The sequence below is a fragment of the Actinomadura sp. 9N407 genome (assembly GCF_044326315.1).
Classification (GTDB): Bacteria; Actinomycetota; Actinomycetes; order Streptosporangiales; family Streptosporangiaceae; genus Spirillospora.
Genome location: NZ_JBIRAW010000011.1, coordinates 248,790 through 263,543, shown reverse-complemented (window position 1 = coordinate 263,543; position 14,754 = coordinate 248,790). Strand labels below are relative to the sequence as shown.

The 14,754-nt window shown below is 72.5% G+C and carries 13 protein-coding genes; 9 read left to right on the top strand and 4 right to left on the bottom strand.

Annotation, left to right across the window (positions count from 1 at the left end):
• Positions 1-35 precede the first annotated feature (35 nt).
• On the top strand, positions 36-1,169 hold the full coding sequence (locus ACH34Q_RS20140; RefSeq protein ID WP_395984514.1) for a hypothetical protein: 1,134 nt from the start codon (positions 36-38) through the stop codon (positions 1,167-1,169).
• An 11-nt stretch (positions 1,170-1,180) separates the two neighbouring features.
• Positions 1,181-2,563 carry a hypothetical protein gene (locus ACH34Q_RS20135; RefSeq protein WP_395984513.1) on the top strand — a complete coding sequence of 461 codons (1,383 nt, stop codon included), beginning with the start codon at positions 1,181-1,183 and terminating at the stop codon, positions 2,561-2,563.
• Positions 2,564-2,632: 69 nt separating this feature from the next.
• Here ACH34Q_RS20135 and ACH34Q_RS20130 read toward each other — a convergent pair whose 3' ends face one another.
• Complete coding sequence (locus ACH34Q_RS20130) at positions 2,633-3,226, bottom strand: hypothetical protein (RefSeq protein ID WP_395984512.1); 594 nt, start codon at positions 3,224-3,226, stop codon at positions 2,633-2,635.
• A 103-nt stretch (positions 3,227-3,329) separates the two neighbouring features.
• Between ACH34Q_RS20130 and ACH34Q_RS20125 the strand changes: the two genes are divergently transcribed.
• Entirely contained in the window at positions 3,330-4,472 is a 1,143-nt protein-coding gene (locus tag ACH34Q_RS20125) for a glycerophosphodiester phosphodiesterase (RefSeq protein ID WP_395984511.1), read from the top strand.
• Positions 4,473-4,493: 21 nt separating this feature from the next.
• On the opposite strand, the gene ACH34Q_RS20120 is transcribed toward ACH34Q_RS20125, so the two are convergent.
• The gene (locus ACH34Q_RS20120) at positions 4,494-5,000 is read right to left on the bottom strand and encodes a MarR family winged helix-turn-helix transcriptional regulator (protein WP_395984510.1); all 507 of its coding nucleotides are present in this window, start codon (positions 4,998-5,000) and stop codon (positions 4,494-4,496) included.
• Between the two features lie 207 nt (positions 5,001-5,207).
• Here ACH34Q_RS20120 and ACH34Q_RS20115 point away from each other — a divergent pair, with 207 nt between their 5' ends.
• The 5 genes from ACH34Q_RS20115 (at position 5,208) to ACH34Q_RS20095 (ending at position 12,229) form a co-directional block, all read left to right on the top strand.
• Positions 5,208-6,656 carry an MFS transporter gene (locus tag ACH34Q_RS20115; RefSeq protein WP_395984509.1) on the top strand — a complete coding sequence of 483 codons (1,449 nt, stop codon included), beginning with the start codon at positions 5,208-5,210 and terminating at the stop codon, positions 6,654-6,656.
• A gap of 103 nt (positions 6,657-6,759) precedes the next feature.
• A complete protein-coding gene (locus tag ACH34Q_RS20110; RefSeq protein ID WP_395984508.1) occupies positions 6,760-7,797 on the top strand; it encodes a LacI family DNA-binding transcriptional regulator in 1,038 nt (345 codons plus the stop codon).
• Complete coding sequence (locus ACH34Q_RS20105; RefSeq protein ID WP_395984507.1) at positions 7,794-9,314, top strand: sugar ABC transporter ATP-binding protein; 1,521 nt, start codon at positions 7,794-7,796, stop codon at positions 9,312-9,314. Before ACH34Q_RS20110 ends, ACH34Q_RS20105 begins: the two co-directional genes overlap by 4 nt.
• The gene (locus ACH34Q_RS20100) at positions 9,304-11,253 is read left to right on the top strand and encodes a substrate-binding domain-containing protein (RefSeq protein ID WP_395984506.1); all 1,950 of its coding nucleotides are present in this window, start codon (positions 9,304-9,306) and stop codon (positions 11,251-11,253) included. Before ACH34Q_RS20105 ends, ACH34Q_RS20100 begins: the two co-directional genes overlap by 11 nt.
• A gap of 100 nt (positions 11,254-11,353) precedes the next feature.
• Positions 11,354-12,229 carry a ribokinase gene (locus tag ACH34Q_RS20095; RefSeq protein WP_395984505.1) on the top strand — a complete coding sequence of 292 codons (876 nt, stop codon included), beginning with the start codon at positions 11,354-11,356 and terminating at the stop codon, positions 12,227-12,229.
• Positions 12,230-12,246: 17 nt separating this feature from the next.
• Here ACH34Q_RS20095 and ACH34Q_RS20090 read toward each other — a convergent pair whose 3' ends face one another.
• Both ACH34Q_RS20090 and ACH34Q_RS20085 read right to left on the bottom strand, forming a co-directional pair.
• Positions 12,247-12,678, bottom strand: a complete 432-nt coding sequence (locus tag ACH34Q_RS20090) for a PH domain-containing protein (protein ID WP_395984504.1) — start codon at positions 12,676-12,678, stop codon at positions 12,247-12,249.
• Between the two features lie 22 nt (positions 12,679-12,700).
• Positions 12,701-13,615, bottom strand: a complete 915-nt coding sequence (locus ACH34Q_RS20085; protein ID WP_395984503.1) for an RDD family protein — start codon at positions 13,613-13,615, stop codon at positions 12,701-12,703.
• 195 nt (positions 13,616-13,810) lie between these two features.
• Between ACH34Q_RS20085 and ACH34Q_RS20080 the strand changes: the two genes are divergently transcribed.
• Complete coding sequence (locus tag ACH34Q_RS20080) at positions 13,811-14,746, top strand: Ppx/GppA phosphatase family protein (protein WP_395984502.1); 936 nt, start codon at positions 13,811-13,813, stop codon at positions 14,744-14,746.
• Positions 14,747-14,754: the final 8 nt, after the last annotated feature.

Here is a 14,754-nt window from a genome sequence, read left to right as displayed (position 1 = left end):
CGACATGTACGGCATGTACGGCGGGATGGAGACGCGTGGGAACGACTCGCTGGTCCGTGGCGACCACGGCGACCGTGGCGGTGGCGCTCCTCATGAGCGGCTGCACGGGCGGTGGCGAGCCGCGGGAGTCCGCTTCGGCGAGCGCGGCGCCCACGGCCTCATGGCGGCCGGCGGAGATCCGGCGGATCCCTCCCGATCCCTGCCGAGGAGTGGCGGCGGGGACTCTGCGAGCGCTCCGGGTGGCGCCCCTGCACTCCTCGTCCAGCGGGTCCTACTGCTACTGGGGGCACTCCGCGGATGAGCGTGCCAAGGTGCGCGGCTCGCTGACCGTGACGCTCCAGGTTCACCAGCCCCCCAGGACCCGGCTGTCGTACGGCGCCGCCGACGAGGCGCGGTATACGTTCAGGCGCCCGCCCGGCTGGGAGGCGCTGGGCGCGGGGACGCCGGTACGGGGCCTCGGCGAGGAGGCGAAGATCGTGCGGGTGGACCGGCCGCTCGGCGAGCAGCGCAAGATCGTCCTGGCCGTACGGATACGTAACCTCATCGTCCAGGTCACCGCCGAGCAGGAGGCGTCGCTCGATGACGAGCACGGCAGCGCGGTGCCGCCCGCCGGCGAGATCGAGGCCGGTGTCGCCGGCGCGGCCGGCGACATCCTGGCCCTCTTCGGCGCGCGGCCGAAGCCTGCCGCCGCCCCTGCCTACGGGACGGGGGAGGTCCGGAAGGTCGGCGGGGTCTGCGCATCGGCCGCGGCGGCGGGCGGGCGGCTCGTTCCGGGAAGCGACGGACGCGACCTCACTCCGGCGGGCACCAGGATGAACGGCGGCTGCGTCTGGGACACGGACGGCGCCTACACGCCCGATCTGAGGGTGTACGCCGAAGCGGTCGCCCCGAGCGCGGCCACCGGCGAGACCGGGACCGCCGTCGCGACGGCGATCTTCGACGCTGCGCGCGGCGAGGCGACCTCGGCGCCGAAGCCCGGTGACAAGGCGAAACTGGACCACTACTCCTTCGAGAAGGGCCGCTCGCGGAGCAGCAGGATCCTCCTGCGGCGCGGCAACCTTCTGGTCTACGTCGATCACGGCAGGTGGCACCGTCCATCGAAGAAGACCATGGACGACGAGGTCGCCGCCGTTGCCGAGGCCGTGCTGAACGCGCAGAGCCGACCTTGAGGAAGGACGCCATGGCCGATCCCCCGCCCGGTACCCCGGACGAGTCCGGGCGTCCCGCCTTCGAGAAGCCGGACCCCTTCGACGAACCGGCACCGGACGACGCCGTGCCCGCTCCCGAACCCGGGACTCCGCGTGCGCGGCGGCCGGGCGGGAGGGTGCTGATCGGCATCGGTGCGGGGGCGATGGTGCTGCTGCTCCTCGCCATCACGCCCGCGCTGAACTCGCGGGCGGACGGCATCGAAGGGGCGGGCGCGCCGCTCAAGGCCGCGCTGAGGGCCCCCGACCGCGTTCCGGCCGGCCCGGTGGTGGCGGAGATCCCGCAGGGGTGCGGCCTCTCCGAAAAGGTACGGGACCGGCTGGCACCGCGCGGGGAGCCGACGGGGCTCATCTTCGACGCCGACTCCGAATCGTGCACGTGGGAGACGGGTGCGATCGCCTGGAGCCTCGGCGGTGGCAACCGCACGCTGGCGGTGCGGATCGACAAGGGGAACGCAGGGGTGCCGTCCCCCGTCAGCGTCGCGATGGACGACTTCGCCCGCGCGCTGGACGCGAGGCCGGACAGCGGCTCGTCCACCGCGCGGGGAGCCGTCCGCAAGGTCACGGGCCTGGGGGACGAGGCCGTCACCCTGGAGAAGACGGGGAGGGACACGCCCGGCAACGAGACGCGGACGGTCGCCGTCGTCTTCCGGGGCGGCAACATCGTCGTCCAGGTCGAGTACGGCGGTGCCGACTACGCCGGTGACGGTGCTCGCGCCCGGCCCGACAAGGTGAAGGCGCTCGACGCGAAGGCCGCTCTGGACGGCGCCTTCATGGCGGCCGCGGACATCGCGGAGAACATGAGGCTCGCTCTGGACGCACGGCCCGCCGTCGCGGGCGAACGGCACCGGCCGCCGCCGCTTCGGCGTGTCCCCCCGGCGTGCGGCCTGCTGTCCGGCCGTGAGACCGAGGACCTGGACGCTCCAGGAGCGCCGTACCGGCAGAAGTACGCGCTGCTGCTCGACAAGGACTTCCCCGGCGCCGATCTGGACCGGTGCTCCTGGGACCTGTCGCTCAACGCGGAGATCGCGTCGATCGCCGATACCGAGGCCGCCGGCGGGACCGAGGCGGCATCGCGGGCGTACCTGCGCGAATACCACCGGTCCCGGGCCAGTGGCCCGGTCAACCGCCCGCACGACGTCGACTTCCATCCGCTGGCCGGGATCGGCGACGAGGCGTTCATCGTCTTCGGCCGCGACGGGGTGGGGGACGAGGCCCGCGGCCAAGCCGAGGTGCTCTTCCGAGTACGGAACACACTGGTCCGGATCGAGTGCGAGGCGTACGAGGGTTCCGCCGTGGAGGCGCTCGACCGCGCCTACGCGGCCGCGGTGAAGGCCGCCCGCAGGGTGGGCCCCTGACCGGCCGCGGCCTGCCCGGCCGGCACTCTTCCGAGCACGCCGGGGGAGTGGGGCCGGCCCGCGATGGAATCAGGGGCGGGCGGCCGGGGCCATGGCGAAGCGCGCCCGGTAGTCGCCGGGCTCGATGTCGTCATCGGACTTGCGCGGCGGGCCGAGGCCGGCGAAGTGGAGATCGTACCCGTCGATCCGGGCGAGGTCGCTCCGCCCGTCCGGATCGGGCCGCCGGGTCGGATCACCGGACGGCTGCGGCTTCCGGTACATGTGGCGGTACGTGTGGAACTCGTGCTCCGCCGGTGCCGACCGCCCGTCGGTGACGGCGACGATGACGGTCGCGTCACCCGCCCAGCCGCAATCGACGTCTTCGGGGCACCGGCTGTCGTCGCGGACGCCCCGCAACGTGACGGTCAGGCCGGTTCCCTGGAGCCGGGCCGTGTCCCCGATGGCCAGGGCGAAGACCTGGCGAAGCCTGACGTTCCCGCCCCTGGGGTCGTGCTCGGTGCAGGCCGTGGCCAGGACGAGCAGCACCGCCGCGACGATCAGGACCGGGCGCGCTTTCATGGCGCTTGGACGCTTTCGCCCGTTCAGGCGTTCCCGGACGAGCGGGCGTTCCCGGCCGCCGGGGCCGTTCATGACCGCGACGGCCAGGGTTGGCCGGGCCGTCACCGCTTGCCTCCTGGCCGGGACGGGCATCGCTCGATACGTTCCGGGCGCGGTGATCTCCCGGGGGCGATGGTCGCTCCGGAGGGGCCGCGGGAGAGGAGCCGACATGGCCGCCGGTGGAACGACGAGGAGGCGGACGACCGCGCTGCTGGGAGCCGCAGCCGTCCTGCTGCCCCTGCTCACGGTCGCGAGCCCCGCGGCGGCCGCGCCCGCCGCGCCCGCGCAGGCGGGGCCGGAGAAGGCGGCGCCGATCGTGCTCGGGCACCGGGGCGCCTCCGGGTATCGCCCCGAGCACACGACGGCGTCGTACGAGCTGGCGGTACGGATGGGGGCCGACTACATCGAGCCCGATCTCGTCCCGACCAAGGACGGCGAGCTGGTCGCGCGGCACGAGAACGAGATCGGCGGTACGACCGATGTCGGGAGCCGGCCGGAGTTCGCGAACCGGAAGACGACCAAGAGCATCGACGGGCGCGCCGTGACCGGGTGGTTCACCGAGGACTTCACCCTGGCCGAACTCAAGACGCTGCGGGCGGTGGAGCGGCTGCCCGACATCCGGCAGCACAACACGATCTACAACGGTCGGTACCAGGTCCCGACGCTGCAGGAGGTCATCGATCTGGCGAAGCGGCTCGGCCGCGAGCAGCGCCGCCGGGTCGGGATCTTCCCCGAGACCAAGCACCCGACCTACTTCCGCTCGATCGGGCTCCCGCTGGAGGGCACCCTCATCGCGACCCTCAAGCGGAACGGGCTGGACCACCGCGACGGCCGGGCCATCGTGCAGTCCTTCGAGCCGACCAGCCTGCGGATGCTGGACAAGGCGCTGCGCGTCCCGGCCCTGCAGGCGATCTCCACCTCGGGCGCCCCGTACGACACGGTCGCGAACGGCCGGGGACCCACGTTCAACGACATGGTCACCCCGGCCGGGCTCAAGGAGATCAGCACCTACGCCGACTGGATCGGCCCGGAGAAGTCCCGGGTGATCCCGCTGAAGCCGGACGGCTCGCTCGGTACGCCGACCCCGCTGGTGAAGGACGCGCACGCGGCCGGGCTCAAGGTCAGCCCGTACACGTTCCGCAACGAGAACCAGTTCCTGCCCACCGACCTGCGCAACGGCACCGCGCCCGGTGACTACGGCCAGGCCCTGAAGGAGTACGACATCTTCTACCGGACGGGCATCGACGGCCTGTTCAGCGACAACCCCGACACCGCGATCATCGCCCGTACCGAGTTCCTGGCCTCCCGCTAGAGCGGGTCACCCCGCCGGGCATCAGCCCCGGTGCCCGGCGGGGTCCGGCTCGGGCTCCCTCGCCGCGGGGGAGTCCGGGCGGGGCCAGGGACGCCCGTCGAGGCGTTCGATGTCGGTGTTGAAGCGCCTGAGGAAGGCGGCGAAGGCGGCGACCTCGTCGGGATCCCAGGCCGCCAGCACCCGCTCCAGGCCGCGGACGTTCGTCTCCCGTTCGGTGCCGAGGCGGCGCTCGCCCTCGGCGGTGATGCGGAACTTGCGCGCGATGCCGCCGCCGGGGTCGGGGATGCGCTCGACCAGCCCGCCCTGCAGCATCGCGGCCGTCTGCCGGTTGAGGGTCGAGGTGTCCAGGCCGAACGCGTCGCTGAGCTGCCCGATGGACATCGGGCCCTCCATCCGTATGCGGCTGAGCAGGGTGTAGGCGCTGCGGTCCAGATGCTCGCCGTCCCGCCGGGGACGCGGGTTGGTCAGATGCAGATGCCGCCCGAGGAGCATGGTCTCGAACTCGACCATGTACGTGGGTTCTTTCATCCCGGCCCTTCTCCCGCGATCCGGCACCCGTGCTGTGACGAGGCTCTCAGGGCAGATATACCACACTGATTGTGCAGCTTACATGCATCGTGCACTCCACATACTAGCTGTACGATACATAGTAATAGCTGTACGGTACACAGGATTCTGGTCCTGAGACCTCTCTGGTCGTGAGACCTCGTGGTCCTGAAAAGAGGGAGATAACGCGTGGACAGTCCCGCGCCCGCCGTCCGTCCGGGCGGCATCGTCGGCGTGCTGGCCGTGGCCGGCATCGTCGCCGCACTCATGCAGACCCTGGTGGTGCCTCTCATCGGGGATCTGCCGCGGATGCTGGACACCACCGCCTCGAACGCCTCGTGGGTGATCACCGTCACGCTGCTGGCGGCCGCGGTGGCGACCCCGATCACCGGGCGGCTCGGCGACATGTACGGCAAGCGCCGCATGCTGCTGGTCTGCGCCTCCCTGCTGATCGTGGGCTCGGTGATCTGCGCGCTGTCCTCCTCGCTGATCCCGATGATCACCGGCCGGGCCGTCCAGGGAATGGGCACCGGCATCATCGCGCTGGGCATCAGCGCCCTGCGCGACGTGCTGCCGACCGAGCGGCTGGGCTCCTCCATCGCCCTGCTGAGCGCCTCCATGGGCATCGGCGGAGCCCTCGGGCTGCCGATCGCCGCGGTGGTCGCCGAGAACGCCAGCTGGCGGGTCCTGTTCTGGGGCGTCGCCGTGCTCAGCCTCCTGATCACCGTGCTGATCTGGCTGGTCGTGCCCGCCACCCCCGCGCTCGGCGCCGGGTCCCGGTTCGACCTGCTGGGCGGGCTCGGACTGGGCGCCGCGCTCATCTGCCTGCTGCTGGCCGTGTCCAAGGGCGGCGACTGGGGCTGGACCAGCGTGACCACGCTCGGCATGTTCGCGGCCGCGATCGTCCTGCTGCTGGCCTGGGGCTGGTGGGAGCTGCGCACCCGCGACCCGCTGCTCGACCTGCGGGTGACCGCGCGGCCGCAGGTGCTGCTGACCAACGCCGCGTCCGTCGTGATCGGTTTCGCGATGTACGCCCAGTCGCTGATCATTCCCCAGCTGCTGCAGCTGCCCGCGGAGACCGGCTACGGCCTCGGCCAGTCGATGCTGGCCATGGGCCTGTGGATGGCCCCCGGCGGCGTGATGATGATGCTGATGTCGGCCCTCGGCGCCCGCCTGTCGGCCGCCCGCGGCCCCAAGGTCACGCTGTTCGTCGGCAGCCTGGTGATCGCGGCCGGCTACGGCTCCTCGATGGCGCTGATGGGCTCGACCTGGGGCCTGATGATCGTGGTCTGCATCTCCAGCGGCGGTGTCGGGATGGCGTACGGGGCGATGCCCGCCCTGATCATGGGGGGCGTGCCGCAGTCGGAGACCGCCTCGGCCAACAGCTTCAACACCGTGATGCGCTCGGTCGGCACCTCGGTCTCCGCCGCCGTGGTGGGGGTCGTCCTGGCCCAGATGAGCATGCAGGTGGGCGGCTACACGGTGCCCACCGAGAACGGCTTCCGTACCGGCATGCTGATCGGCTGCGCCGTCGCCCTCGTCGCCGCCGCCATCTCGCTGTCCATTCCCGTCCGGCGCGCCGTCTCCACGGGACGGCACGCCGCTCCCGCCCCGGCGCACGCCGAATCCAAGGTCTGACGACCCCCCCGGCCGCCCGTCATGAAAATGATGGGCGGCCGGGGATGCGAACCGGGCTTGTAATCGTTTACATTGATGTAATCGTTTACAAGCGGAGGCGATCATGGCGAGCGTGAAGGACGTGGCCCTGCGGGCAGGAGTGTCCGTCGCCACGGTGTCGCGCGTGCTGAACGACAGCGCCCGGGTCACCCCGGAGACCCGGGACCGGGTCCTGGCCGCCGTCGCCGAGCTGGGCTACCGCCGCAACGCCGTCGCCCGCTCGCTGCGCACCGACGCCACCCGCACGATCGGGCTGGTCATCGGCGACATCCTCAACCCGTTCTTCACCGAGCTGGCCCGGACGATCGAGGACGAGGCCCGCACGCTGGGCTACTCCGTCGTGATCGGCAACGCCGACGAGCGGCCCGAACGGCAGGACCACTACGTCCGTACCCTGCTGGAGCAGCGCGTGGACGGGCTCCTGCTCTGCCCCACCGCCGAGATCACCCCGCTGGTGCGCGACCTGGTCGGCGACGGCCTGCCGCTGGTGTTCCTGGACCGCACGCTGCCCGGCCTGGACGTGCCGACCGTACGGGCGGACGGGACGGCGGCGATCGCCGAGCTGGTCCGGCACCTGCGCGACCTCGGGCACCGCAGGATCGCCTTCATATCCGGTCCCGCGCTGCTGTCGACCGGACGGGAGCGGACCGAGGCGTTCATCGCCGCGATGCAGGCCTGCGGACTGCCGGTCCGCGACGAGTACCTGGAGGCCGGCGACTTCCAGGCGGCCAGCGGGCGGGCCGGCGCGGCGCGCCTGCTGGACCTGCCCGAACCCCCCGAGGTGATCTTCGCCGGGGACAACCTGATGGCACTGGGCGCGCTGGACGAGATCCGCGCCCGGGGCCTGCCGATCCCGGGCCGGGTGGCGCTGGCCTCGTACGACGATCTTCCGTGGTTCACCCATGTGGATCCGCCGATCACCGCGATCGGGCAGCCCGTCCAGGAGCTCGGCCGGCGCGCGGTCCGGGTGCTGACCGGACTGATCGACGACCGGCCGGTGGAACCGGTGGTGCTGACCGCGCGGCTGGTGGTCCGCCGCTCCTGTGGCGAGCGGTCCGGCACAGACAAGGCTGGCGCAGAGAAGGAAGGAAGCCCGGCATGACCGACGAGATCCTGCGGGTACGCGACCTGCGCAAGACGTTCCCCGGCGTGGTGGCGCTGGACGGGGTCGACTTCGACCTGCGTCCCGGCGAGGTGCACGTGCTCCTCGGCGAGAACGGCGCCGGCAAGAGCACGCTCATCAAGGCGCTGTCGGGCGCGCACCGTCCCGACTCCGGCCGGATCGAGGTGGACGGGACACCGGCCGACATCCGCTCGGCCCAGGACGCGGCCGAACTCGGCATCGCGACCATCTACCAGGAGTTCAACCTCGTACCGGAGCTGACGGTCGCCGAGAACCTCTTCCTCGGCCGTCCGCCGCGCAGGTTCGGGATGGTGGACCGGCGGGCGATGGACGCGGCGGCGGGGGAGCTGCTGGCCCGGGTGGGCGTGGACGCGAGCCCGCGGCAGCGGATGGGCGATCTGGGCATCGCCCGGATGCAGATGGTCGAGATCGCCAAGGCGCTCGGCCGGGACGCCCGCGTACTGATCATGGACGAGCCCACCGCGGTGCTGACCGGCGGCGAGGTCGACACCCTCTTCGCGATCGTCGCGACGCTGCGCGAGCGCGGCGTGGCGGTCGTGTTCATCACCCACCACCTCGAGGAGATCCCCCGGATCGGGGACCGGGTGACGGTACTGCGCGACGGCCGTTCGGTGGCCGAGGTGCCGGCCGGCACCCCGGAGGACGAGCTGGTCCGGCTGATGGTCGGGCGGCCGATCGAGCAGCGCTACCCGCGCGAGCGCGCCGACGTGGGCGCGCCGCTGCTGCGGGTGGACGGCCTCGGCCGGGACGGGGCCTTCGAGGACGTCTCGTTCGAGGTCCGGGCCGGCGAGGTCGTCGGGGTGGCCGGCCTGGTGGGCGCGGGCCGTACCGAGGTCGCCCGCGCGGTCTTCGGTGCCGACCCGTACGACCGGGGCACGGTCACCGTGGACGGCGCGGTGCTGCGCGGCGGCGACGTGCACGCGGCGATGGAGGCGGGCATCGGGCTCGTCCCGGAGGACCGCAAGGGCCAGGGACTGGTGCTGGGCGCCGACGTCCAGGAGAACCTGGGCCTGGTCACGCTCGGCCCGACCAGCCGCGCCGGGCTCGTGGACCGTTCCGGGCAGCGCGGCCGTGCGGCCGGCATCGCCGAAAAGCTGAACGTGCGGATGGCGGGCCTGCGGCAGGAGGCGGGCACGCTGTCCGGCGGCAACCAGCAGAAGATCGTGATCGGCAAGTGGCTGCTGGCCGAGGCCAAGGTACTGATCCTGGACGAGCCGACGCGCGGGATCGACGTCGGCGCCAAGGTCGAGATCTACCGGCTGATCAACACCCTGACCGCCTCCGGGCACGCGGTACTGATGATCTCCAGCGACCTGCCCGAGGTGCTGGGGATGAGCGACCGCGTGCTGGTGATGGCGCGCGGCCGGCTGACCGGCGAGCTGCCGGCGGACGAGGCGACCCAGGACACCGTGATGGCGCTGGCCCTCGCGGCGAACGGAAACGAGCACACGGACGGAGAGCCAGATGTCCACTGACACGCTGCCGAAGCGGTCCCCGGAGCCGTCGCGGGGCGGTGCGGCGCGGATGGCGGGCCGGCTGCTGGGCGAGAACGGCGCGCTGGCCGGCCTGGTGGTCCTGGTCGTCGTTCTCGCCCTGCTGTCCGGCGACTTCCTGACCGTCACCAACCTGCTGAACGTCGGGGTGCAGGCGGCCGTCGTCGCCATCCTCGCGTTCGGCGTCACATTCGTCATCGTCACCGCGGGCATCGACCTGTCGGTCGGCGCGGTGGCGGCGCTGTCCGCGGTGGTACTGGCCTGGACGGCCACCACGCACGGGCTGCCATGGCCGCTCGCGCTGGTACTGGCGATCGCCACCGGCGTCGCGGCCGGGCTGGTCAACGGTGTGCTGATCACCTACGGCAAGCTGCCGCCGTTCATCGCCACCCTGGCCATGCTGGGCATCGCCCGCGGGCTGGCGCTGGTGATCTCGCAGGGCAGCCCGATCGCGCTGCCCGGCGCGGTCACCCATGTGGGCGACACCATCGGCTCCTACCTGCCGGTCCCGGTGATCGTCATGGTGGTGATGGGGCTGCTCACCGCGTTCCTGCTGGCCCGTACCTACAGCGGCCGGGCGATGTACGCGATCGGCGGCAACGAGGAGGCCGCCCGGCTGTCGGGCATCCGCGTCTCGCGGCAGAAGCTGGTCACCTACGCGCTGGCCGGCGCGTTCGCCGCCGTCGCCGGGATCGTGCTGGCGGGCCGGCTCGCCTCGGCCCAGCCACAGGCCGCCAGCGGCTACGAGCTGGACGCCATCGCCGCCGTCGTGATCGGCGGGGCGAGCCTGTCGGGCGGCAAGGGCCGCGCGTTCGGCACCCTGGTCGGCGCGCTGATCCTGGCGGTGCTGCGCAACGGGCTGAACCTGCTGTCGGTGTCGGCGTTCTGGCAGCAGGTCGTGATCGGCGTGGTGATCGCGCTGGCCGTGCTGCTGGACACCGTACGGCGCCGCGGCACCCGGATCCGGCCCGCCGCGTTCTGGACCGGCGGCGCCGTGGCGGTCGCGGCCGTGGTCGCGCTGGCGGTCGGCGTCGCCGCCACCGGCGACGGCGGCAAGGCCGGCACCGTGGGCGGCGGCGGCACCAAGATCGGGCTGTCGGTGTCCACGCTGAACAACCCCTTCTTCGTGCAGTTCCGGCAGGGCGCCGAGGACGAGGCGAAGAAGCAGGGCATCACGCTGACCGTCTCCGACGCCCAGAACGACGCGTCCCAGCAGGTCAACCAGGTCCAGAACTTCACCAGCCAGGGGATGAAGGGGATCATCCTCAACCCGGTCGACTCCGATGCCGCCGCGCCCGCCGCCCAGGCCGCGAACCGGGCCGAGATCCCGCTGGTCGCGGCGGACCGTACCGTCAACGGCGCCACCGTGGCGCAGCTGGTCGCCTCCGACAACATCGCCGGCGGCCGGCTGGCGGCCGAGCAGATGGCGCGCGAGCTGGGCGGCAAGGGCAAGATCGTGGTCATCCAGGGCCAGCCGGGCGCCTCGGCGTCCCGGGAGCGCGGCCAGGGATTCCAGGAGGGGATCGAGAAGTTCCCCGGAATCCAGGTCGTGGCCAGGCAGCCCGCCGACTTCGACCGCACCAAGGGACTGGACGTCATGACCAACCTCATGCAGTCCAACCCGGACCTGAACGGTGTCTTCGCCGAGAACGACGAGATGGCGCTGGGCGCGATCAAGGCGCTCGGCGGCAAGGCCGGCGAGCAGGTGAAGGTGGTCGGGTTCGACGGAACCCCGGACGGCATCAAGGCCGTGCAGGCTGGGACGATGAACGCGACCGTGGCGCAGCAGCCCCGGCTGCTGGGCAGGATGGCGGTGCAGAGCGCCATCAAGGCGGCCGACGGCGACGAGCTCGCGCCGACCTCGATGGTGCCGGTGAAGATGGCCACACCCGAGAACGCGGCCGAGTTCGCCACGTCCTAGGGTTCGCCACGTCTGAGGTTCGCCACGTCGTAAGGAGACGGACGCAGTGTCGGAACGGGCAGTGTCGGAACGGGCAGGGTCGCAACGGCATGAAGTGGTCGTGGTCGGATCGGTCAACGCCGATCTGGTGATCGGCGTCGACCGGCGCCCGGCGCCCGGCGAGACCGTGCTGGGATCGGACCTGGCGACCTATCCGGGCGGCAAGGGGGCCAACCAGGCCGTCGCCGCCGCCCGGCTGGGCGCCAGGGCCGCGATCCTCGGCCGGATCGGGGACGACGGCCACGGCGCCCTGCTCCGCGACGCCCTGGCGGCGGCGGGCGTGGACCTCGCCCATCTGATCGTCACCCCGGGACCCAGCGGGGTCGCGCTGATCACGGTCGACACCGGCGGCGACAACAGCATCATCGTCTCGCCGGGCGCCAACGCGCGGCTCCTGCCGTCCGATGTGGAACGGGCCCGCGACATGCTCGCCGGTGCCTCGGTGGTGTCGTTCCAGCTGGAGATCCCGCTCGAGACGGTCGAGGCCGCGGCCCGTACCGCCGCCGGCGCGGGGGCCCGGGTCGTGCTCAACCTGTCCCCGCCGGCGGAGCTGCCCGTCGGCGTCCTGGAGTTGTGCGACCCGCTGGTGGTGAACGAGCACGAGGCGGCGTTCCTGCTGGGTCACCGCGATGAGCCCGAGGCGATGGCGGCGGAGCTGCTCGCGCGCGGCCCGCGTTCGGTGCTGATCACGCTCGGCGCGGACGGCGCCCTGGTCGCCGACGCCTCCGGCGTGACGGCCATCGCCTCGCCCAAGGTCGAGGCGGTCGACACCACCGGTGCGGGCGACGCGTTCACCGCCGCCCTCTGCCTGCGCCTGGCCCGAGGCGACGCCCTGCCCGACGCGGCCCGTTACGCGGCCCGCGTCGGCGCCGCCGCCGTCCGCGAACCGGGCGCCCAGGGTTCCTACCCGAACGCGGACGACCCGCTGCCCACCTAGTCACCACGAGCCGGGCGTCAGATGCCGGGGCGGAGGCGCTCCAGCTCCTCGGCGACGTCCTGGACGTCGTCGCCGAGGTCGTAGGCGCTGAAGAGATGCAGATCGTCGCCGGTCTCGATCTCCAGCAGCTTGCTGTGCATGAGCAGCCGGCGCCGCTCGTCCACCCGCAGGGCCGTCACCGCGCTCCACGGGAGCCGGACATGTCCCGCGTAGCCGCTGACCACGGTCATGCCTTCCGCGTCGGCTGCGATCCGCACGGGGGCGAGCACGTCCCGTACGGCCAGCGCGGTCAGCCCCGCGGTGGCGACGAGCGCCATCAGCAGCAGCGGCCGGTCGTCCAGCGACATCAGGGCAAGCAGGGCGACCGCGACGGCCGCGCCCGCCTTGAGAGCGATGTGCGCCGGCGGCACGCGCCACCGCCGTTCCGCCGCACCGACCTCATGGCTCATGCCGCCCACGTTAGCCGTTCGCTCACTGGTCCTCGGGCCTCGGGATCCGCACGTGCGGGGAGGCCTGAGGGTACGGCGCGTACGGCTGCTGCGGCGGAGCGATGGCGGGCGGCGAATCGGCCCGCCGGACCGCATAGGACTGCCTGGCCCTCTCCAGGGCGAGGCGGCCGCCCTGAGCGGCCTGGGCGGCCTGCCCGGCGGCGGCGCGGAGCAGATGGGAGCGCGCCACACGGGTGCCCGTCACCCGGTCGGTGAACGTACGGTTCCCGGGGAACAGGACCGGCAGGGCGTTCAGCCAGAACACGGCGACGGCGAGCACCCAGAGCGTCACCGAGAGCACGAAGTCCCCCCGGAGGAGCAGGCAGCAGGCCAGCGCGTACAGGCCGACGTCGGCGACACCGGCCGACGCCGCCCGCGCCAGCGCCTGGCCCTTGCCGAGCCGGTCGCGGCCGGACGGCTCCACCCGCAGGTCGAGCGCCAGCTTGCCGAGCGTACGGCCCTTCCAGGTGAGCGCGGCGAAGTGGTAGAGGAACGCGATCAGGACCAGTGCCGCGAAGGCCTGCACCACGTAGCCGGACGCGGTGCCCCACAGCGAGAGCCCGAAGTCCACCGAGGCGCCCTTGACGTCCCCGCGCGAGCTGAGCAGCCCCCACGCGCTCTTCTCCGCCAGGGCGGGCACGCTCGTGATCAGCGCGCCGATCCGCGTCCACGTCCAGGCGCCCAGCGCCACCGCCACCGCGATCACCAGGGCGAAGTCGATCGACCAGGCCGCCGCGCGCCGCCACACCCGGACACGGGCCACGGCCTCCGGCGGCGGCCCGAACGGGGTCTGCCCGTACGGGGTCTGCAAGGCCGGGGACCGGGCGTCCGGGGGCTGGACGTAGGGGGACTGAACGTACGGGGGCTGGACGTGGGGAGGGTGCGGGCCGTCGTTCATCGGACTCTCCGGTGGACGGGAGCGAAGCATGCCGGGGATATCCCACCAGAATGTCGCGGCCGGGCGGGGCTTCGTTACCTGACCGGGAGGTGATCGGGGCCCGCTCCGTCCGGAGGGCCGTGCCGTTCGAGCAGGGGAGTCTGTCTTTTAAGTCGGGATCGGTGGGAGATCCCCGACCCTGCTTTCGGTAGCGTCATGGACATGCGACTCGGCGTGCTGGACGTGGGCTCGAACACGGTGCATCTCCTGGTGGTGGACGCGCACCGCGGCGCGCGTCCGCTACCGGCGTTCTCACACAAGGCGGAGCTGCGGCTGGCCGCCCATCTCGAGGACGGCGACCGGCTGTCGGCGGAGGGGGAGCGCACGCTGCACGACTTCGTCGACGAGGCGCTCCAGATCGCCGAGGACAAGGGCGTGGAGGACCTGGTCGCGTTCGCCACCTCGGCCGTACGGGACGCCTCCAACGGCGAGGAGGTCCTGGACCGCATCCGGGAGAACTCCCAGGTCGATATCCAGGTACTGGCCGGCGACGAGGAGGCCAGGCTGACCTTCCTGGCCGTCCGGCGCTGGTTCGGCTGGTCCTCCGGCCGGCTGCTGGTGATCGACATCGGCGGCGGCTCGCTGGAGATCGCGGCGGGCATCGACGAGGACCCGGACGCGGCGATCTCGCTGCCGCTGGGCGCCGTCCGGCTCACCCGCGACTGGTTCACCGACGATCCGGTGCCCGCCGACGAGGCGCGCAAGCTGCGCCGGCACGTCCGCGCCGAGATCGCCCGCCATGTCGGCGAGGTCGCCCGGTACGGGGCACCCGACCACGCGGTGGCCACGTCGAAGACGTTCCGGCAGCTCGCCAGGATCGCCGGCGCGGCTCCCTCGTCCGAGGGCCCGTTCGTCCGGCGGGTGCTGAGCCACCATGACGTCACCGAATGGGCCGACAAGCTGGCCCTGATGGACCCTGTGGAACGTGCCGAACTGCCCGGAGTCTCCGAACGGCGGGTCCCGCAGCTGCCCGCCGGCGCGATCGTCGCCGACGCCGCGATGGACCTGCTCGGGGTGACGCAGTTGGAGGTCTGCCCCTGGGCGCTGCGCGAGGGCGTGATCCTGCGCCGGCTCGACATGATCACCGGCTGAAGCCGGCC